A 19,884-nucleotide genomic window follows, 5' to 3' on the forward strand; every position below is an offset into this window, starting at 1 on the left:
GGAGACCCGGTCCCGGTCACGCGAGGGTTTGCGGGGCTTACAGCGGGTAGACGCCTACTCCTATAGGGAGGAGGCATGTCATGACGCACAGCACGAAGGAGTCCCTGTCCACCGCCGAGCTGGTCCGGCAGGTTTCTGAGGGGGTCTCCCGTCTGGTCAGAGACGAGCTCCGCCTGGCGAAGATCGAGCTCGCGGAGAAGGGCAGACACGCGGGACGCGGTGCCGGGCTGTTCGGCGGGGCCGGAGTCGTGGCCCTGTTCGGAGCCGGTGCGATGGTGGCCGCGGTGATCCTGCTGCTCGCCCTGGTGATGCCCGCCTGGGCCGCCGCGGCGGTCGTCGGGGCGGTGCTGCTGGCCACGGCCGCGGTCCTCGGGCTCATGGGCAAGCGCCAGGTCCAGGAGGCCGGTTCGCCGGCTCCCGAGCGAACCATCCGCAGCGTCAAGAACGACATCGACGCCGTGAAGGAAAGGGCACACCGATGACCGAGACCGACCCGGGCCGGCGCCGCGACACCGCGGAGGCCGGGATGACCGGCTCCCGCAGGGAGGACATCGGCGCTTCCGTGCCCCCCGACGAGAGCGCCTCCCTCAGCGGCACCCCCGCCTCCGCGCGGGCGACCGGCGACACCTCGCGCGACAGCGGCTCCGGCGCGTCCTCCGCCGGGACGACGGAGGAGCAGGCCGTACGGCGCGACATCGAGGAGACCCGCCGCGAGCTCGGGGACAGCGTGGAGGCGCTGATCCACAAGACCGACGTCAAGGGCCGCGTCCAGGGACGCGTCCACGAGACCGTCGCCAACGTCGGCGACGACGTCAAGCGCATGGGTACGGCCACCGCCGACACCGCCACCGGCCTGGTGGACCGCGTCAAGGAAGCGGCCCCGCACGCGCTGGACAAGGTCAGGGACGTCACCCCGGTCGAGGTCAGGCAGACCGCGGGGAAGGTCTCGGCCGAGGTCTCCAAGCGGCCCGCCGCGACGCTGGCGGTGGCGGGCGCGCTCGCGCTGCTGGTGTTCCGCGCCATGCGCCGCAGGCGGAGCAGGTAGGCCGCGACCGGCGAGACATCGCAGACGAAGGGCCCGTCCCGGCAAGGGGACGGGCCCTTCGTCTGCCGTCGTCTCGCCTCCCTCGGCTCCTCTCGTCCGCGCACACCGGTGGTCCCGCGGCCGGTTCCCCGATCGGTTCCCCGCCGCCCGCAACCGAACGCCGTCACCCCTCGAAGAGCCATGTAGCGATCAGACGGCCCGGCCCGCCGCGCCCGCGGGGCGGCGGGAGCGGCCGGTGCCCCACCGCTCGGCGAGCCGGGCGGTTGAAGCGCTGGAAACGGGCATGATCGCCGCTAGTCGTCCGTGGATGGACCGGACTCGCCCGCCGGGCGAGGAGGAGGAGCACATGAGCCGGACCGTGGTGGTCGGAGCCGGGCTAGCAGGTCTGGCGGCCGCCATGCGGCTGGCCGCGGCGGGGCGGGAGGTCACCGTCGTCGAGGCCCGGGACGTCCCGGGAGGCTGCTGCGGGACCGCGCGCACGGGGGAGTACCGCTTCGACACCGGCCCCTCGGTGCTCACCATGCCGGACGTGCTGGCCGAGACCTTCGCCGCGGCGGGCGAGGACATGGAGCGCTGGCTGCCCCTGCGCCGGCTGGACCCGTACTACCGGCTGCGCTACCACGACGGCTCGCACCTGGACATCGTGCCCGGCGAGGAGGCCATGATCGAGCAGGTGCGCCGGCTGTGCGGGGCGGCGGAGGCCGTACGCTACCGCCGGTTCCGGGCCAGGCTCGGCGAGCTGTTCGCCGCCGAGTGGGACTCCTTCATCGACCGCGACATGACGCGCCTGCGCGAGCTGGCCCGGCCGCGCGCGCTGATGCGGCTGGCGGCCCTGGGCGGCTTCCGGCGGCTGGACCGCCTGGTGGGCAGCCACCTGACCGACCACCGGCTGATCAAGGCGCACACCTTCCAGGCGCTCTACGTCGGGCTGTCACCGCGCACGGCGCTCGGGATCTACGCGGTGATCGCCCACATGGACACCGTCGGCGGCGTCTACTTCCCCCGGCACGGCGGCATGCACGCCATTCCGCAGGCGATGGCCGCGGTCGCGGAGAAGGCCGGGGCGCAGATGCGGTACGGCGTGCGCGCGGTGAGGATCGACAAGGACGCCTCCGGGGTCGCCGCCGTCCGGCTCGACACCGGGGAACGCCTGGCCGCCCGCGACGTCGTGGTCGCCTGCGACCTCCCGGCGGCCCACGCGGGCCTGCTGCCCGAGGGCTCGGGCGACTGGCGGCTGCGCCGCCCCCGCTACTCGCCGTCCTGTCTGGTGCTGCACTTCGGCCTCGACCGCAGGCTGGCCGATCAGGCCCACCACACCCTGCACTTCGGCGGCCGGTGGCATTCCGGCTTCGCCGAGCTGACCTCGGGCAGGCCGCAGTCCGACCCGAACATCCTGGTCACCTACCCGGAGTCCGACACCGACGCCGCGCCCGCCGGGCACGCCACGCTCACCGCGCTGGAACCCGCCCCCAACCTGGACGGCGGCGACTGGGGGCGGCTGGCCCCCCGGCTGGAGGAACGCCTGCTGGGCAGGCTCTCCGACCTCGGCTACGGCGACCTGTCGGCCGCTCCCCGGCTCGGCTTCGACCCCCCGGCCTGGGCCCGGCTCGGGCACTCGGCCGGCACCCCCTTCGCCCTGGACCACCGCTTCCGCCAGACGGCCTGGTTCCGCCCGGCCGGCGCCGCCCGGCGCGTCCCCGGCCTGCACTTCGCGGGCATGTACACCGCTCCGGGGGTGGGCGTGCCACCGGTGCTGATCTCGGGCAGGCTGGCCGCCGAGCGCATCCTGAAGGCCGGCCGATGACGAACGCACCCGTCTCCCTGACCCGCAGCTACGAGCTGTGCCGGCGCTTCAACGCCCGCCACGGCCGCTCCTACTACCTGGCGACCATGCTGCTGCCCGCCTGGAAGCGGCCGCACGTGCACGCGCTGTACGGCTTCGCCCGCTACGCCGACGAGATCGTGGACTCCTTCACGATGACCGGGGACCGGGCGGCGGCCCTGGACGGGCTGCGGAGCCGGCTGGTGACCGCGCTGGCGGGCGGTCCGCCCGGCGACGCCGTACTCCCGGCGTTCGTGCAGACGGTGCGCTCCTTCGGCATCGACCACGCCGACATCGAGGCGTTCCTGCGCGCGATGCGGGCCGATCTGACCGTCACCCGCTACGCCACCTACGACGACCTGCTCGGCTACATGGAGGGCTCGGCCGCGGTCATCGGCACGATGATGCTGCCGGTGCTCGAACCCCTGCCCGGCATGGCCGACCGGGCCCGCGAACCGGCCCGCCAGCTCGGGCTGGCCTTCCAGCTCACCAACTTCCTGCGCGACGTCGCCGAGGACCTGGCACGCGGCCGGATCTATCTGCCGCTGGCCGACCTGGACCGGTTCGGCGTGGACGTGGCCGACCTGCGCCGCCCCACGTGCACCCCCGCGCTGCGGGAGCTGCTGGCCTTCGAGGCGGCGCGGGCCCGCGAGCACTACCGGCGGGCACTGGAGGGGATCGACCTGCTCACCCCCTCCTCGCGGCCGTGCATCCGCGCCGCCTACGGGCTGTACGGGGGCATCCTCGACCGGATCGAGGCCTGCGAGTACGAGGTCCTGCGCAGCCGGGCCGTCGTGCCCCGCTCCCGGCGGCTGGCCATCTTCACCCGGCACCTGCTCGCGGCGACCGCGGCCGACCGCGCCGAACGCCGGGTGACCGTCGATGTCCCCTGAGGCCGCCCCCGCTCCCGTCCACCACCCCTCCGAGGAGGACTCGATGTCAGGACCGGTCGTCGTCGACGCGATGGGCGGGGACCACGGACCGCGGGAGGTCGTCGCGGGGGCCGTGACGGCCCTGCGGGAGCACGGCGTGCCGGTGCTGCTGGTGGGCCGGGCCGGAGAGGTCCGCCGGGAGCTGGCGCGTCACGACGCGGCGGGCGAGATCGACGTGGTGCACGCCGAGGAGGTCGTCCCGATGACCGAACGGGGGTCCGGCGCGATCACCGGGGCCTCCAGCGTCGCGGTGGGCTGCGGGCTGCTGGCCGAGCGGACCGGCGGGGCCTTCGTGTCGGCGGGGTCCACGGGCGCGGTCGTCTCGTGCGCGGTGCGGAGCGCCGGCCGGGCCGAGGGCGTGCTGCGGCCCGCGCTGGCCGTGGCGCTGCCCCAGATCACCGGCGGGGCCGCCGTACTGATCGACGCCGGGGCGACCTCCGACCCCACACCCGAGATGATCGCCCAGTTCGCGCTGCTGGGCGCCTCCTACGCGCAGCTGGTCCTGGGCGTGCCGGAGCCGAGGGTGGGCCTGCTGTCGATCGGCTCCGAGCCCGGCAAGGGCAACCGGCTCAGCCGCCGCGCGGAGAGGCTGCTGGCGTCCTCGCCGTTCCGCTTCCACGGTCCCATCGAGGGGCACGACGTGCTGGCGGGCACGGTCGACGTGATCGCCACCGACGGGTTCACCGGAAACGTCGTGCTCAAGAACGTCGAGGGCACCGTCCGCACCGTGCTGACCATGATCGCGCAGGCCGGGATCGCCGGACCGGAGGCCCTGCGCGAGGTCGCGCGCCGCTATGACCCCGAGACGCACGGCGGTGCCGCGCTGCTGGGCCTGAGCGGCACCGTGGTCGTCGCGCACGGCTCCTCCCGCGCCCGGACGATCGCCCGGGCCTGCGTGGTGGCGCACGAGCTGGCGGGCGGCGGGGTCGTCTCCCGGGTACGGGACCACCTCGAGGTGGAGGCGGTCGGATGACCCGGCGTGCCGCCCCCGGCCCCGGCCGGGGGCGGCGGCATGCGGAGCCCGCCCCGCGGTCCGGATCCGAGTCCGGATCCGAGTCCGGGCCCGGGCCCGGGCCCGGTGGGGGAGCGCGCTCAGGCCAGGGGGTCCGCCCCGTTCCAGGTGCCCGCGCTGCCGTACGGGACGAACCTGGCGAACAGCTCCTCGGAGTACCAGTCGCCGGAACGGGTCCGTTCGATCACCCGCCGGTGCGCCCCCGCGCGATGGGCGAAGTCCCGCACCGCCGCGGCGTCGCGCCAGAGCGAGAACGTGGCCTGCCGCGCCAGCGGCCACTCCCCGACGCCGACCGAGGCCAGGCAGCCCTCCTGCTCCCGCAGCAGGGCGTCCACCTCCGGCACCGAGCGGTAGAACGCGACCAGCCGCGAGGGCCGGATCGACGCCCTGGTGAGCACCGCCACCGGCCCCGCCTGCCGGAGCCCGGCCGGTCCGGATCCCGCCCCGGAGCGCGTGCCGGCCTCTCGGCCGGGCTCCCCGGGCCCGTCCCCCCGCCGGGACGCTCCGTCCCCGGTCTCCCCGGTCTCCCCGGCCTTCCCGGCCTTCCCGGTCTCCGCGGCGTCCGCAGGGTTCGCGGTCTCCGCGAGGGCGAAGGGGTCCACTCCGCCCCAGCGGCCGCGCGAGGCCAGCGGCGCCAGCCGTACGTGCCAGGACTCCTGCGCCTCCCGATCCCAGCGCGCCGCGATCGGGGAGCGGGACAGGAAGTCGTCCAGGGCCGGCTCGCCGTCCCACACCGCGAACAGGGCCCAGCGGCGCAGGTCCGCGCCCAGGCTCATCGAGGCGCCCCGGCCCGAGCCGAGCAGCCGCCAGAACCGCAGTCCCGGCGTGCGCGCCAGCACCGGCCGGTCGAACGCCATGTACCGCATGGCTCCCAGATCCGCATACCTGACGAGGTGGAACGAGGCTATGGTCCCGGTGCTCGTGGCCGTCATCGGCGGCTACCTTCTCGGATCCGTGCCGGTGGCGGTGCTCGTCGCCCGCGCGCACGGCTTCGACCCCCGCGCGGTCGGCGACCGCAACCCGGGCTTCTGGAACATGAAGGAACAGCTCGGCTGGCGCGCCGCCGTGCCGGTCTTCGCGGGTGACACGCTCAAGGGCACGTTCGCCGCGCTGGCGGCCCTGCTGGTGAGCGGCGCGCACACCACCGGTTTCGGGGTGGTCACCGGCGACAGCGTCCTGCCGGTGTACCTGGCCACGGCCGCGGCGATGATCGGGCACGCCTGGCCGGTCTTCGCCGGCTTCCGGGGCGGGCGGTCCATCCTCGCCTTCGTGGGCGGCTTCGCCGTCATCTGCCCGCCCGCGTTCCTGCTGGGCGTGGCCGTCCTGGTGGTGACCGCCCTGGCCACCCGGTCGTTCGCGATCGGGGCGCGGGCCGGGGTGTTCGGCATCCCCGTCCTGCAGCTGCTGTTCACGCCGGTCGAGTACGTGGCCGGGACCGGGGCGCTGATGTGCCTCATCGGGCTGCGCTTCGGCCAGGCCGCGCGGGCGGCCCGGAGTCCGTCGTGACCCCGCGGGCGCCGGTCCCGGCGCCCGTCGCGGCACCCGGGTAGGTACGGCCCCGCCAGGTGCGCACGGGCCGCAGCGTCGCCTGCGTCAGCCGCAGCGCCGTCAGCGGGTCCAGCAGAGGAGACAGCAGCACGCCGGGACCGGGCCGGGTGTAGCTGCCGCGCAGCGCCCCGGTCAGCAGCAGCCGTACGGCCAGCAGGGCCAGGTCGAGCCGGGTGGGCCGCCCGGCCGCCAGCCGCATCACCGGCAGGGCGGCGGCCAGCCAGACCACCGCCAGGTCGGCGGCCTGCCAGCCGGGGGAGGTGACGTCGCGCAGCGGCAGCGACCGCCCCCACTCCCGCCAGACCTCGGCCGCGGACTCGTGCATGTCGACCTCCAGCAGCCCGCCCGCCTCCAGGAAGCCCACCCGCCAGCCGGCGGCGGCCAGGGATCGGGCCAGGGCCACGTCGTCGGTCATGTGCCCGCGGATCCGCGCGAACCCGTCGATCTCCAGCATCGCCGTACGCCGGAAGGCCGTGCACTGGCCGTTGGCCACGGTCCGGTGCGGGACCGGAGGCTTCGCCGGGCCGATCGGCCCGAACCGGTAGACGAGGGTGGCCAGGAACGAGGCGTGCAGCGCCTGCTCGGCGGTCCCGTCGCAGACGAAGCGCGGCCCCGCGGTGAGCAGGTCGTAGTGCTCCAGCGCGCGGGCCGCGGCCCCGGCCAGGCCGGGCGCCGGGCGCGTGTCGGCGTCCAGGGTGACCACCACGTCCCCCCGGGCCGCCTCGACCCCCTGGCGCAGCGCCCACTGCTTGCCGACCCAGCCCGGGGGCAGGGGAGCCCCCGTCACGACCTTCGCCCCCAGCCCGGCGGCCATCCGCCCGGTGCCGTCCGAGGAGCCGTCGTCGACGACGATCACCTCGGCGACGTCCGGGTCGGCCAGCACCGCCGTCAGGCAGGCCCCGATCCGGTGCTCCTCGTCGCGCGCCGGGATCACCACCGAGATCTCCCCGGTCCCGGCCCCGGCCCTGGTTCCGGCCCCGGCTCCGACCCCCGTTCCGGCTGCGGTTCCGGAGAACGGAGTCCCGGAGGCCGGGGTTCCGGCGGCGGGGGCCGGGGAGGCCGGAGTCCCGGAGGCCGCGGACAGCGGCGGCAGCCGGGTGCGCCCGCGCGCCAGCCGTACGGCCACCGCGACGGCCGCGGCGGCCTGCAACGCGGTGAGCGGCCTCACGCGCACCCCCCGGAACCGGCGGTTCATGCGTGCTCCCCGATGTCGGCGGATCGTGACGGGCGGCTCATGCGCGTCCTCCGGCGGGCCGGGACCGGCGGGGGAAGTCCTCGGCGACCAGGGAGGCGACGATGCGCCCGCCCATCGCCACCAAGGGGAGCCCGCCGCCCGGGTGCACCGAGCCGCCCACCAGGTACAGGCCCCGCCGCGGGCCCCGGTTGCCGGGCCTGCGGAAGGGGGCCAGCACGCCGTCGTAGGCGCCCCCGTAGATCGACCCGCCCCAGGCGCCGTAGCGGTCGCGCAGGTCGGCGGGGGTGAACAGCTCGACGAAGCGGAGCCGTCCGGACAGGTCGTGGCCGCGGGAGGCCAGGCGTTCCAGGACGAGGTCCCGGTAGGCCTCAGGGGAGAGCGGCCAGCGTCCGGGGTCCCGGGACGGGACGTTGACCAGCATCGTCCAGTTCTCGGCGCCCTCGGGGGCCTGCGAGGGGTCGTCGACCGCCGAGCAGCCGATGTAGACCGTCGGGTCCCCGGGCGGGCGCCGCCGGTCGAAGATGTCGGCGAACTCCCGCTCGTAGTCGGCGGAGAAGACGATCGAGTGGTGGGGCAGGCCCTCGGTCCGCCCCTCCACACCCGCCAGCAGCAGGAACGCCGAGGAGGACAGGCCGAGACCGGCGATGCGCCGCAGCCTGCGCCGGTCGGGCAGCAGCCGCCCGTACAGCGCCGCGGCGTCGGTGTTGGCGATCACGACGTCGGCGTGCTCGCGCTCGCCCGAGGCCAGCCGTACCCCCAGGACCCGGTCGCCGTCGGCGAGCACCTCGGCGACCTCGGAGCCGGTCACCACCTCCACGCCGGCCTTCTCCAGCAGCACCGCCAGGGCGTCGGCGATGCGCGGCAGCCCGCCCGGCACGTACCAGCCGCCCTCGCCGTGCTCGATCGCCGGGATGCAGCCCAGCGCGGCCGGCGCCCGGTACGGGCTGGAGCCCGCGTAGGTGGCGTACCGGCCGGCGTACTGGTGCAGGCGCCGGTCGGTGAAGAAGCGCCGGGCCAGGCCGTGCAGGGTCCGGCCGGGCGCGACCGCCAGCAGGTCGGCCGGGCGGGCCTCGGCCGGGGGGCGGGTCAGCGGTCCGGCGAAGAAGGTGCGGCGCGAGGCCTCGAAGCAGGTGCGGGCCCAGTCGTGGAAGGCCAGCCAGTTACGGCCCTCGCCCGGCGCCAGGCGGTCCACCTCCTCGGCCGTCCGTCCGGGGTCGCGGTGGGCGGTGAAGGCCGAGCCGTCGGCGAAGCGGTAGCGGCACAGCTCCCGCAGCTCCACCAGGTCCAGTTCCAGGCCGAGGTCGGCGAAGACGCCGGGCAGCGTCAGCAGGGAGGGGCCGACGGAGAAGGTGAAGCCGTCACGCCGGTGCTCGGCGAGCTTGCCGCCCAGCCGGGGCAGGCGCTCGTGCAGGCGCACCAGATGTCCCTCACGGGCCAGCAGCAGCGCGGAGACCATCCCCCCGACGCCGCCCCCGACCACTATCACTTCCGCCATCGACGCCTCCAGGCGAGCAGTGCGAACAGGCCCATGCCGGTCCCCCCGGCGGCGGCGACCAGCGGGTCCGGCGGCTCGAAGACCGCCGCGAAGCCGACGGTCTCCATGACCGCCATCACGGTGTAGAGCGTGACCAGCCCGGTGCCCCGGGCCTGCGGCCTGGCCACGATGCGGTCCACCAGCGCCATCATCACCAGTGACACCGCCAGCCAGCCGGCGAAGTTCTCCAGGGGGACGCCCCGGTACGGCCCGGGCTCGTGCCAGACCCACAGTCCCAGCCGGATCATCTGCGGGTCGAGGAACAGGTCCCAGGCCGTCAGGGCCACCGCGCCCACGACGATCCGGGCCGCGCGCGAGCCCGGCACCGCGGCGGCCGCCACCGCGTGGGCCGCCAGCCCCATGCCGCCCCAGGCCAGCGCCACGACGACCGGGACGTCGCCGAGCTGCGGCTGCAGCAGTTCGGTGTAGTGGTAGTCCCCGAACGGGAACCCGGTCCTGACGCCGACCCACTCCGCCGCGTACCCGGCCGCCACCGCGGCGGCGAAGGCCGCGACGGCCCTGGGGAGGGTGTGGGCCGCCGCGGCGAAGGCGACCGCGCTCGCCGCCAGCAGGAGCACCACCACGCTGGTGAGCAGGATCGGCCGCGGGTGCAGCCCGGTCGCCACCTGCGCGGCGACCATCGCGGCCAGCAGCAGCGTCCCCGCCGCGCCGAGCACCCGGCGCGCGGCGGGGGCCCGTGTCGCAGGGACCCGTGTCGTCGTCACCGCTCGCCGCTCCCGCCCTCCGTGTGATCTCTCCTACGGGTGTTCCTTCGAGCGGCCGTCTCCGCCGGACGCATCCCGGCACCCCCTGTCCGGACCTTCTCCGTGCTATCCGGATCATCTCCGTGGCAAACCCGCCGCGGCGGCCCGCCGCGAGGAGCCTTTACCAGCTGCGGAGACGCGGGGCCGGTACCGGACGGGTGAGTCCTGAAGCGGATGGGGCGGAGGCGCGGCCGAGCAGGGTCGGGGAGCTCGCGCCGCCGGAGTCGACCGCCCACGTCCGACCGTCCCGCCGGCGCCGGAGCCGGCGGGACGAAAGGATTGGGGACCGGCAGCGGGAACATCCGGCGCCGTCGGCCGGTTACATACATCGTGGCCGGTGTGCCCAGTGTCCCCGGGCCTCACCTATAACCGCCTTCGCGGACTACCGTTCGGCTGGAGCCGCGTTGTGCCTTTCGCCGAGAGGCGACACGCACACCGGTACACACGCAACGTCGACGGCCCCGCCGGGAGACTCCTCCCGGCGGGGCCGTCGGCGTTGCGGCACGGCCTCCCCGGTGGACGGGCGCCGGTCGCCGGTTCGGCTGCCGTGCGACGCAGCCGGGGTGGGCGACACCCGGCCCGCCGGGGGCGTGCTCCACGGGGGCCTGTGGGGGTGTACGCCGTGGATCCGCCCATCTAGGGCCGGGGGGTGTGGGCGAAGGACGACAGCTTGAACCACGCGGGTACGGACCGGCGCAGCTGCTGCGGGCCGTACACCTCCACCGCGCTTGAGCGCAGGGCCTCGGGCCAGGCGAGGTCGCCGCGCCATATCTCGATCATCCGGCGCAGGCGCGCGGTGATCCTCACCGTCGGGGGATGGCCGGGGTCCTGGTCGCAGACGTCGGCGTCGCCGGAGGCGATGACCAGCCACCAGTCGCGGGTGTGGGGGGCGACGTCGGGGAAGCTGAACTGCACCACCGTGCGGCCCGGCGGGACGGCGTCGTGATCGACGTTGCGGTGCATGTCCCACAGCAGCAACTGCGGGTCGAGGTCCTCATCGCCGATCTCGGGGATCCAGCGCATGCCCCAGGCGCCCAGGGCCTCGACCACCGGTTGCAGCTCGCGCCCGGCGGGGGTCAGCGTGTAGCTCACCCGGCCGCCGTCGGGGCGGCGCTCCAGGACGCCCGCCCGCACCAGCCGGTTCAACCGCTTGGACAGCAGGGACGGGGACATCTTCGGCACCCCGCGGCGCAGCTCGTTGAAGTGACGGCTCCCGGTGACCAGCTCGCGGACGATGAGCAGCGTCCAGCGCTCGTCGAGCAGCTCCATCGCCTTGGCGACGGGGCAGAACTGTCCGTAGGAGGATCCCATGCCGTCAGGCTAGCTCCGCCCCGGTGCTCCGGGCAGATACACATCTCGTACTAGGAGCCGGTGACCTGGCGTTCCTACCGTGGCTCCATGACCATCACAGTCAACCCCATCCCGACCGATGACGACATCGTCGCGCTGGCCGCCGAACTCGGCCTGCGCTGCGCGCCGAGCGAGGCTGAGCACGACCGCGACGCGACCTTCGTGACCGAGGCCTACAAGGCGATGCGCGAATGCGGATACCTGCGGCTGGCGGTCCCCGCCGAGTTCGGCGGTCTGGGCGCCGGCCTGCGCCAGGTCGTGCTGGCCGAGAGCGAACTGGCCCGCCGGGCGGGCTCGGCCGCGCTCGCCGCGGCCATGCACCTGTATCTCACCCTCGTGCAGTGCTGGCGGCACCGCAGGGGCGCGCCCGACGCCGAGGGGGCGCTGCGCCGCGTCGCCGCGGACGAGCTGATCATGGCCACCAGCGGCGGATCGGACTGGGTGTCCCCGACCACGACGGCCGTCGAGGCCGACGGGGGCTTCCGGTTCACCGGACGCAAGAAGTTCTGCTCGCAGGCGCCGGTCGCCACGGTCCTGTCGACCTCCGCGGTGCTGGGCGAGCCCGGCCCGGACGCCGAGGTGCTGCACGCCACGGTGCCGCTGTCCAGCCCGGGCGTGTCACTGGTCGAGACCTGGGACACGCTCGGCATGCGCGGCACCGCCAGCCACGACCTCGTGTTCGAGGACGTGTTCGTCCCGGCGGAGAAGGTCGTCGGGCGGCGGCCGTACGGCAGTCTCACCGGGCCGCTGCTGGTCGCGGTGATCCATTTCGCGCCCGTGGTGAGCGCGGTCTACCTGGGCATCGCGCAGGGCGCCTGCGACGAGGCGCTGCGGGTCCTGGGCGCACGCCCGCAGGATCCGGATCCCGCGACGGTACGGCGGGTCGGGGAGATGACCGCCCGGCTGCGGGTGGCCCGGTGGGCGCTGCTGGCCGCCGTCGAGGAGGTGGGCGAGGACCCGACCGCGGACGAGCAGACCCTGATCACGCTGATGGTGGCCAAACGGCACGCCGTGTGCGAGGCGAAGGAGATCGTCGATCTCGCCCTCGACACCGTGGGCGGGCCCGCCTTCTTCCGGAGCTCTCCGCTGGAGCGGGCCTACCGCGACGTCCGGGGAGGCCCCTTCCACCCGCTCACCCCCGAGGCGACGCTGACGCTGACCGGGACCGGTGCGCTGAGGAGGAGCTGAGCACGGGCGGCTCCGTTGTAGACCCCGTGGGACGGCACAGGGTAACGTCCTCCCCGATGGAACAATGTTCCGGTCCGGCGCGGCCGAAGCGCCCGCCGGACGGCGCGTGGACCCATGGCGGAGGGGAAGGCATGCAGTTCGGGCGCACCTATGAGGAGTTCGAGGTCGGCGCCGTCTACAGGCACTGGCCGGGCAAGACGGTGACGGAGTACGACAACCACCTGTTCTGTCTCCTGACCATGAACCACCATCCGGTGCACATGGACGACAACTACTCGGCGACCACCGACCACGGCCGCAACCTCGTCGTCGGCAACTACGTCTACTCCCTGCTGATCGGCATGTCCGTCCCGGACGTCTCCGGGCGGGCGATCGCGAACCTCGAGATCGAGTCGCTCAAGCACGTCGCCCCGACCTTCCACGGGGACACGATCTACGGCGAGACGACCGTGCTGGACAAGCGGCGCTCGGCCTCCAAGGAGGACCGCGGCATCGTCGAGGTGGAGACCAGGGGATACAAGCAGGACGGCACCCTGGTCTGCGTCTTCCGCCGCAAGGTCATGGTCCCGACGGAGACCTACCTGAAGGAACGCGGGGACCAGCCGGGACGCCCGGTCCCCCGGTCCTGACGGCCGCCGACGCCCGCTCCGGAAAGGACCAGTGTGGATTTCGAGCTGAACGACGAGCAGCGGATGTTCCGCCGCACCCTGCGGGAGTTCGTCGACCGGGAGATCGTGCCCGTCGCGCCGGAGTGGGAGCGCACCGGCCGCTACCCGGCCGAGATCGTCGAAGAGTTCAAGCGCATGGGACTGTTCGGGATCACGATCCCCGAGGAGTACGGCGGGCTGGACCTGGACCGGGTCTCCTTCGCCCTGGTCTTCGAGGAGATCGCGCGCGGCTGGATGGGGGTGGCCGGGGTGCTCGGCTCGCACTCGCTGGCCGCGTGGATGATCGCCCGCTACGGCACCGAGGAGCAGAGGAAGACCCTCCTGCCGGACCTGGCCACCGGCGCCCGCCGTACCGGGATCGCGCTGACCGAGCCGGGCGCGGGCACGGACCTGCAGGGCATCCAGACCCGGGCGGTCCGCGACGGCGACCACTACGTGATCAACGGCACCAAGACGTGGATCACCAACGCCCGGCACGCCGACCCGATGCCCGTCCTGGTCAAGACCTCGATCACCGAGCCCGCCCACCGGGGCATGTCGCTGATCCTCGTGGACGCCGGCACCCCCGGCTACACCGTCAGCCGCGACCTGCCCAAACTCGGCTACAAGGGCACCGAGACCTGCGAGATCGCGCTGGAGGACGTGCGCGTCCCGGCCTCGCGGCTGCTGGGCGGGGTCGAGGGCCGGGGCATGCAGCAGGCGCTGTCCGCCCTGGAGCTCGGCCGCATCAACATCGCCGCCCGCGCCGTCGGGGTCTCCCAGTGCGCCTACGACGCCGCGCTGAACTACTCCCGCGAGCGGCACGCCTTCGGCAAGCCCATCTCCGGCTTCCAGGCCATCCAGCTCAAGCTCGCCGACATGGCCACCGAGATCCAGGCCGCCCGGCTGCTCACCTACTGGGCGGCCGTCCGCTCGGAGGCGAGCGCGGTGAACGCCGAGGCCGCCATGGCCAAGTACTTCGCCTCCGAGGTCGCGCTGCGCACCACCATGGAGGCCATGCGCATCCACGGGGGCTACGGCTACTCCCAGGAGTTCGTGGTCGAGCGCCTCTACCGGGACGCGCCGCTCATGGCCATCGGGGAGGGCACCAACGACGTCCAGCGGATGGTCATCGCCAGGTCCCTCGTCGCGGGCGAGGCCAAGGTCGGCTGGTGACCGGCTGAATGCCCCGTACCGGGAATCCGATGGCGTCCCCGGTACCGGGCGGGGACGGATAAGGTCCGGAGCGTGGAACCCGTCGTCGCCGTCCTGCTGGTCGTCGCCCTCGTGGGCGTCCCCGCGCTGGTGCTGTGGCAGGTGCTGCGCGGACGGCGGGACCTGGGCAGCAGCCCGGCGGAGCGGGCCACCTTCGAGACCCTGCACACCGCCTCGCTGGCCGCCCCTCCGCTGCGGGCCGGGCTGACCGAGGCCGGGGCCCAGAAGGCCTCCCGCCACCTGAGGGAACTGCTCGGCTCCCCGGCGCTGGCGATCACCGACGAGCATCGGCTGCTGGTCTACGACGGCGAGGGCGACCACCACGCCCAGGAGGTCTTCGACAACGCGGCCAAGACCCTGGCCGACGGCCGTACCCAGGTCCTCGGGCCGGAGGTCGTCTCCTGCGACCTGCCCGAGTGCCCGATCCGGTTCGCGGTCGTGGTGCCGCTCACCACCGACGGCAGGGTGGTCGGCTCGCTGGCCGCCTACGGCGGCAGCGCCTCGGCCGGCCTGGTCCGGGCCGCCCACGAGGTGGCCAGCTGGGTGGACTCCCAGCTGGAGCTGGCCGAGCTCGACCGCTCCCGGACCCGCCTGATGGAGGCGGAGGTCCGGGCGCTGCGGGCGCAGATCTCCCCCCACTTCATCTACAACTCGCTGACCACGATCGCGAGCTTCGTCAGGTCCGACCCCGACCGGTCACGCGAGCTGCTGCTGGACTTCGCCGACTTCACCCGCTACTCCTTCCGGCGGCACGGCGAGTTCACCACGCTCGCCGAGGAGCTGCGCTCCATCGACCGCTACCTGACCCTGGAGCGCGCCCGCTTCGGCGACCAGCTCCAGGTGACGCTGCGCATCGCCCCCGAGGTGCTCCCGGTGGCGGTGCCGTTCCTGTGCCTGCAACCCCTGGTCGAGAACGCGGTACGGCACGGCCTGGAGAGCAAGCCCGGGGTCGGCCGCATCTCGATCGTCGCCGAGGACGCCGGAGCGGAGTGCCGGATCGGCGTGGAGGACGACGGGGTCGGGATGGAGCCCGACCGGCTGCGCCGCATCCTGGCCGGGGACGCCGAGGAGAGGTCGGGGGCCGGGGGAGTGGGCCTGGCCAACGTGGACGAGCGGCTGCGCCAGGTCTACGGCGACGAGTACGGCCTGGTGGTGGAGACCGGCAAGGGTGCGGGAACCAAGGTCAACGTGCGTCTGCCCAAGTATCACCCGGGCGTCTCCGCGCACTGAGGGCCGCTCCGTCGAGAGGCGCCGCGGGCCGCCCGCCGCGCGGTTTGGTATGTCACATAGTGATGGAGATATCACAACAACTGTTGAGTTATCACACAACCACATGTCAAGATCACCTATCTTCTCGAGCATTCTTACGGAGCCGCCCCCCATCCGGAGGACTCATGAGCAGCAGTCGCACGGACGCGCCGGACCCGGCCGGTAAGACGACCGTCTCCGGTGACGCGCCCGGGCGGGGGCTGGGGCGGCGCTTCTGGGTGCTGTTCTCCTCCGGCTCTGTCTCCAACCTCGCCGACGGCATCGGCCGGGTCGCCCTGCCCCTGCTCGCGGTGACCCTCACCCGCGACCCGGTGCCCGTCGCGGCGCTGTCGTCGCTGACCTTCCTGCCGTGGCTGCTGTTCGCGATCCCCAGCGGGGTCCTGGTGGACCGGATCGACCGGCGCTGGGCGATGATCGTCTCCCAGCTGGTCAGGGTCGTGGTCGTCGGCCTGCTGACGCTGGCGGTGGCGACGGGACAGGCGGCCCTGTGGATGCTCTACGCGGCGGCCCTGGCCCTGGGCGCCGTCGAGACGCTCTACGACAACGCGATCCGCGCGATCATGCCCGCGGTGGTACGGCGCGACCAGCTGGAGAAGGCCAACGGCCGCACCGAGGCGGCCACCGCCGTCACCGACAGCTTCCTGGGCGCCCCGCTGGGCAGCGCGCTGTTCATGATCGCCGCCGCCCTCCCGTTCCTGGCGAACTCGCTGGGCTTCCTGCTCGCCGGGGCGCTGCTGTTCCTGCTGCCGGGCCGCTATCGCGCCGAGCGCGCCGCCGGGGACCGGCCCGCGAGCATGGGCGCGGAGATGGCCGAGGGCGTGCGCTGGCTCTGGAACCACACGTTCCTGCGCAACCTCACCCTGGTCGGCGCCCTGTCGGCCGGGGCGTTCAGCTCCGTCATGGCGGTGCTGGTGCTGTTCGTGGTGGACGTCCTCGAACTGCCGGCCGCCGCGTTCGGCTGGTTCCTGCTGGCCTCGGCGGCGGGCGGCATGGTCGGCGGGCTGATCGCGGCGCCGCTGGCCGCCAGGCTGCCCAGGGGCGCGGTCATGGCCGCCGGGCTGGGAGCCCCGGCGGTCTTCTTCGTGCTCATCGGGGCCCTGCCCTCGACGGCGACGCTGGTGGCCTCCTGCGTGATCGGCAGCATGGGCACGGTGGTGTCGAACGTCGTGGTCATGTCGATCCGTCAGGCCCTGATCCCGCCGCACCTGTTCGGCCGGGTGCTCGGGGTGATCCGCACGCTCCTGTGGAGCCTGATCCCGCTCGGCGCGCTGGCGGGCGGCCTGATGGCCGGCCTGTTCGGGCTGCGGACCCTGGCGGTGATCGGCGGGAGCCTGATGCTGGTGCTCCTGGTCCCGCTCGCGCTGACGCTCCACCGGCACCGGAGGGAGCTGGACACGCTGAACAGCGCGGATACAGTTGACACCTGATGTCTGATTCATCACCCTCTAGGGAATTCCGTAGTGAACGACCGGAGGAGCGAGCGTGACCGGCCTGCGTGTCCTGGCGGTGGACGACGAGCTTCCCGCCCTGGAGGACCTGGCTTACCTGCTGCGGGCCGACCCGCGCATCGCCGAGGTGTCCCTGGCCAGAGACGGCGCGGCGGCGCTGCGCGCCCTGGACCGGGCCATCGCCGACGGCAGGCCGATCGACGCGGTCTTCCTGGACATCCGCATGCGCGGGCTGGACGGGGTGGTGCTGGGCAGGTTGCTGTCGCAGTTCGCCAACCCCCCGCGGGTGGTCTTCGTGACCGCCTACGAGGAGCACGCGGTGGACGCCTTCGAGCTGAAGGCCGAGGACTATCTGCTCAAGCCGGTCCGGCCGGAACGGCTGGCCGAGGCCATCCGCCGGGTGTTCGTCTCGGCCGAGCTGCCGGACGGCGACGCCCCGGCCCGGACCGACCCCGGCACCATCCCGGTCGAGCTGGGCGGGGTGACCCGCTTCGTGGCCAGCACCGAGGTCCGCTACGTCGAGGCGCAGGGCGACTACGCCCGCCTGCACACCGCGGGGGGCAGCCACCTGGTCCGCATCTCGCTGGCGACATTGGAGGAACGCTGGGCCTCGGCCGGCTTCGTCCGGGTGCACCGCAGCCACCTGGTGGCGGTCAAGCACATCGACGAGCTGCACATCGACTCCGGCCGCTGCGTGGTCCGCATCGGCGAGACCGAGATCCCGGTCAGCCGCCGCCACACCAGGGAACTGAGGGACCTGCTGGTCCGGCGGGCGCGCAAGGGGCGTGCGGAGTGAGCGGGGACGGAGCGGGCGGGGAACGCGATCGGGCCGGCGAGGAGCGGTGAAGTGAGCAGGGAACGCGAGCGGGTGCGCAAGGAGACCGACCGGTTCCGCCGCGACGGCGACCGCGCGCGCAAGGAGGGCGACAAGCCGCGCAGGGAGGTCGTGACCAGCCCCCGCACGATGGCCGCCCGTCACCTCCGCTACACCGCCAGCAGGGAGATCGACGAGCAGACCCGGCTGGGCGAGGTCTACATGCGCTCGCTGGTCCGCACCCAGTTCCGGCTGGCCATGTTCGTCTGCACGGTGCTCGGCTGCGTGGTGGGCGGGCTGCCGCTGCTGTTCCTGCTGGTGCCGCAGCTGCGCGAGGTTCGGATGCTGGGCATCCCGCTGCCGTGGGTGGTGCTGGCGGGACTGATCTATCCGGCCTTCGTGCTCGGCGCCTGGCTCTACGTACGGCAGGCCGAGCGCAACGAGCGCCACTTCGCCGAGCTGGTGGACCGCCAGTGACGGCCGCGGTGCGGGAGCGGACGGTGCGAGCGGCGCGGGAACGGCGGGCACGGGCGGCGCGGGAACGGCGGGCACGGGCGGCGAGGGCGCGGCGCGTACGGGACCCGCGGGGAGGCTGGACCGGATGAGCACCGCCTACGGCGTGACGGCGGTCGTGCTGGTGGTGGTGGCCGCGGTGCTGATCGGGGCCTTCGGCATCCGGCTGTCGCGGACCACCTCCGACTTCTACGTCGCCTCCCGGACGGTCTCCCCGCTGTGGAACGCCTCGGCCATCGGCGGGGAGTACCTGTCGGCCGCGAGCTTCCTGGGCATCGCCGGGCTGATCCTGGCCTACGGCGCCGACATGCTGTGGCTGCCGGTCGGCTGGACCGGCGGTTATCTGGTGCTGCTGGTCCTGGTCTCGGCGCCGCTGCGCCGCTCGGGCGCCTACACGCTGCCGGACTTCGCCGAGGCGCGGCTGGAGTCGATGGCGGTGCGGCGGGTGGCCAGCGTGCTGGTCGTGCTGATCGGCTGGCTGTACCTGATGCCGCAGTTCCAGAGCGCCGGCCTGGTGCTCAGGACCGTCACCGGCGCGCCGGTGTGGGTCGGCGGCGTGCTGGTGGCGGCGGTGGTCGCGGTCAACGTGATGTCCGGGGGCATGCGCTCGATCACTTTCGTGCAGGCCTTCCAGTACTGGCTCAAGCTCACCGCGCTCGCCCTGCCGCTGGTGTTCCTGCTGATGGCCTGGCGGGCCGACGGGTCCCCGGGGCTGAACGCGCAGGACGTGGCCGGCTGGGCGCTGCCCCTGTCGGGCGACCGGGAGTACGGCCTCTACTCGACGTACTCGCTGATCCTGGCGACGTTCCTGGGCACCATGGGCCTGCCGCACGTGCTGGTCCGCTTCTACACCAACCCCGACGGCCGGGCCGCCCGCCGTACGACGCTGGTCGTGCTGTCGCTGCTGGGCGCCTTCTACCTGCTGCCGGCGGTGTACGGCGCGCTGGGCCGGATCTACGTGCCCGGCCTGGAGGGACGCGACACGGTGGTGCTGACCCTGCCCGGGCACCTGGTCGGAGGGGTGGCGGGGGACCTGCTGACCGCGCTGGTGACGGCCGGGGCGTTCGCGGCCTTCCTGTCCACCTCCTCGGGGCTGACCGTCTCGGTGGCGGGCGTGATCGGGCAGGACATCCTCAAGGGCGGGGTCCGCTCGTTCCGGACCGCCGCGGTGCTGGCGGTGATCGTTCCGCTGGCCCTGGCCACCTCCGCCCGCGCGCTGCCGGTCGCCGACGTGGTGGGGCTGGCCTTCGCGGTGGCCGCCTCGTCGTTCTGCCCGCTGCTGGTCCTGGGCATCTGGTGGCGGCGGCTGACCTCCGCCGGGGCGCTGGCCGGGCTGCTCGTCGGCGGCGGGCTGGCCTGCGGCGCGGTCCTGGTCACGATCGCCGGAGGTCCGTACACGGGCCTGGCGGGCGCCCTGCTGGCCCAGCCCGCCGCCCTGACGGTGCCCGTCGCCTTCGCGGTCATGGTGATCGTCTCCCTGCTGACCCCGGAGCGCATCCCGGCCGGCGTCGCCCGCACGATGGTGCGCCTGCACACGCCCGAGACGCTGAACGTGAACCGGGGCGACTGGCGGCCCCGCCACAGCTGA

General features: G+C 74.0%; 19 protein-coding genes. 14 read left to right on the top strand and 5 right to left on the bottom strand.

Annotated features, from left to right (window positions below; translation table 11 throughout):
- Positions 1-80: 80 nt before the first annotated feature.
- The 5 genes from Pta02_RS06580 to plsX all read left to right on the top strand — a co-directional run bounded on the left by Pta02_RS06580 (position 81) and on the right by plsX (position 4,772).
- Positions 81-482: a phage holin family protein gene (locus Pta02_RS06580; RefSeq protein ID WP_203873780.1), complete on the top strand. Its 402-nt coding sequence runs from the start codon at positions 81-83 to the stop codon at positions 480-482.
- A complete protein-coding gene (locus Pta02_RS06585) occupies positions 479-1,045 on the top strand; it encodes a DUF3618 domain-containing protein (RefSeq protein ID WP_203873781.1) in 567 nt (188 codons plus the stop codon). The genes Pta02_RS06580 and Pta02_RS06585 overlap by 4 nt, the downstream gene beginning before the upstream one ends.
- Before the next feature lie 346 nt (positions 1,046-1,391).
- Entirely contained in the window at positions 1,392-2,849 is a 1,458-nt protein-coding gene (crtI, locus tag Pta02_RS06590; RefSeq protein ID WP_203873782.1) for a phytoene desaturase family protein, read from the top strand.
- Positions 2,846-3,760 (top strand): phytoene/squalene synthase family protein, encoded by a 915-nt coding sequence (locus Pta02_RS06595; RefSeq protein ID WP_203873783.1) that lies wholly within the window; start codon positions 2,846-2,848, stop codon positions 3,758-3,760. Before crtI ends, Pta02_RS06595 begins: the two co-directional genes overlap by 4 nt.
- Positions 3,761-3,803: 43 nt before the next feature.
- Entirely contained in the window at positions 3,804-4,772 is a 969-nt protein-coding gene (plsX, locus tag Pta02_RS06600) for a phosphate acyltransferase PlsX (RefSeq protein ID WP_203873784.1), read from the top strand.
- Positions 4,773-4,891: 119 nt separating this feature from the next.
- On the opposite strand, the gene Pta02_RS06605 is transcribed toward plsX, so the two are convergent.
- Positions 4,892-5,677, bottom strand: a complete 786-nt coding sequence (locus Pta02_RS06605) for a spheroidene monooxygenase (protein WP_239129746.1) — start codon at positions 5,675-5,677, stop codon at positions 4,892-4,894.
- Positions 5,678-5,717: 40 nt separating this feature from the next.
- Between Pta02_RS06605 and Pta02_RS06610 the strand changes: the two genes are divergently transcribed.
- Positions 5,718-6,317, top strand: a complete 600-nt coding sequence (locus Pta02_RS06610; protein ID WP_203873786.1) for a glycerol-3-phosphate acyltransferase — start codon at positions 5,718-5,720, stop codon at positions 6,315-6,317.
- Here the strand turns inward: Pta02_RS06610 and Pta02_RS41075 are convergent.
- The 4 genes from Pta02_RS41075 to Pta02_RS06630 all read right to left on the bottom strand — a co-directional run bounded on the left by Pta02_RS41075 (position 6,265) and on the right by Pta02_RS06630 (position 11,163).
- Entirely contained in the window at positions 6,265-7,554 is a 1,290-nt protein-coding gene (locus tag Pta02_RS41075; RefSeq protein WP_275423560.1) for a glycosyltransferase family 2 protein, read from the bottom strand. The genes Pta02_RS06610 and Pta02_RS41075 overlap by 53 nt on opposite strands.
- A 37-nt stretch (positions 7,555-7,591) precedes the next feature.
- Positions 7,592-9,049 carry a phytoene desaturase family protein gene (locus tag Pta02_RS06620; protein WP_239129749.1) on the bottom strand — a complete coding sequence of 486 codons (1,458 nt, stop codon included), beginning with the start codon at positions 9,047-9,049 and terminating at the stop codon, positions 7,592-7,594.
- Positions 9,037-9,813 (bottom strand): carotenoid biosynthesis protein, encoded by a 777-nt coding sequence (locus Pta02_RS06625; RefSeq protein ID WP_239129751.1) that lies wholly within the window; start codon positions 9,811-9,813, stop codon positions 9,037-9,039. Before Pta02_RS06625 ends, Pta02_RS06620 begins: the two co-directional genes overlap by 13 nt.
- A gap of 675 nt (positions 9,814-10,488) precedes the next feature.
- Complete coding sequence (locus Pta02_RS06630) at positions 10,489-11,163, bottom strand: winged helix-turn-helix transcriptional regulator (RefSeq protein WP_203873787.1); 675 nt, start codon at positions 11,161-11,163, stop codon at positions 10,489-10,491.
- A gap of 87 nt (positions 11,164-11,250) precedes the next feature.
- Here Pta02_RS06630 and Pta02_RS06635 point away from each other — a divergent pair, with 87 nt between their 5' ends.
- The 8 genes from Pta02_RS06635 (at position 11,251) to Pta02_RS06670 (ending at position 19,884) form a co-directional block, all read left to right on the top strand.
- Positions 11,251-12,390 (top strand): acyl-CoA dehydrogenase family protein, encoded by a 1,140-nt coding sequence (locus tag Pta02_RS06635; RefSeq protein ID WP_203873788.1) that lies wholly within the window; start codon positions 11,251-11,253, stop codon positions 12,388-12,390.
- Between the two features lie 131 nt (positions 12,391-12,521).
- Entirely contained in the window at positions 12,522-13,019 is a 498-nt protein-coding gene (locus Pta02_RS06640) for a MaoC family dehydratase (RefSeq protein WP_203873789.1), read from the top strand.
- 33 nt (positions 13,020-13,052) lie between these two features.
- A complete protein-coding gene (locus tag Pta02_RS06645; RefSeq protein ID WP_203873790.1) occupies positions 13,053-14,213 on the top strand; it encodes an acyl-CoA dehydrogenase family protein in 1,161 nt (386 codons plus the stop codon).
- 72 nt (positions 14,214-14,285) lie between these two features.
- Positions 14,286-15,482 carry a sensor histidine kinase gene (locus Pta02_RS06650; protein WP_203873791.1) on the top strand — a complete coding sequence of 399 codons (1,197 nt, stop codon included), beginning with the start codon at positions 14,286-14,288 and terminating at the stop codon, positions 15,480-15,482.
- A 164-nt stretch (positions 15,483-15,646) separates the two neighbouring features.
- Positions 15,647-16,948 carry an MFS transporter gene (locus tag Pta02_RS06655; RefSeq protein WP_203873792.1) on the top strand — a complete coding sequence of 434 codons (1,302 nt, stop codon included), beginning with the start codon at positions 15,647-15,649 and terminating at the stop codon, positions 16,946-16,948.
- A 55-nt stretch (positions 16,949-17,003) separates the two neighbouring features.
- Positions 17,004-17,765, top strand: coding sequence for a LytR/AlgR family response regulator transcription factor (locus Pta02_RS06660; protein WP_203873793.1), 762 nt, complete (start codon positions 17,004-17,006; stop codon positions 17,763-17,765).
- A gap of 51 nt (positions 17,766-17,816) precedes the next feature.
- Positions 17,817-18,260 carry a hypothetical protein gene (locus tag Pta02_RS06665; protein ID WP_203873794.1) on the top strand — a complete coding sequence of 148 codons (444 nt, stop codon included), beginning with the start codon at positions 17,817-17,819 and terminating at the stop codon, positions 18,258-18,260.
- 124 nt (positions 18,261-18,384) lie between these two features.
- On the top strand, positions 18,385-19,884 hold the full coding sequence (locus Pta02_RS06670) for a sodium/solute symporter (protein WP_203873795.1): 1,500 nt from the start codon (positions 18,385-18,387) through the stop codon (positions 19,882-19,884).

The sequence above is a fragment of the Paraplanobispora takensis genome, assembly GCF_016863195.1.
Taxonomy (GTDB): domain Bacteria; phylum Actinomycetota; class Actinomycetes; order Streptosporangiales; family Streptosporangiaceae; genus Planobispora; species Planobispora takensis.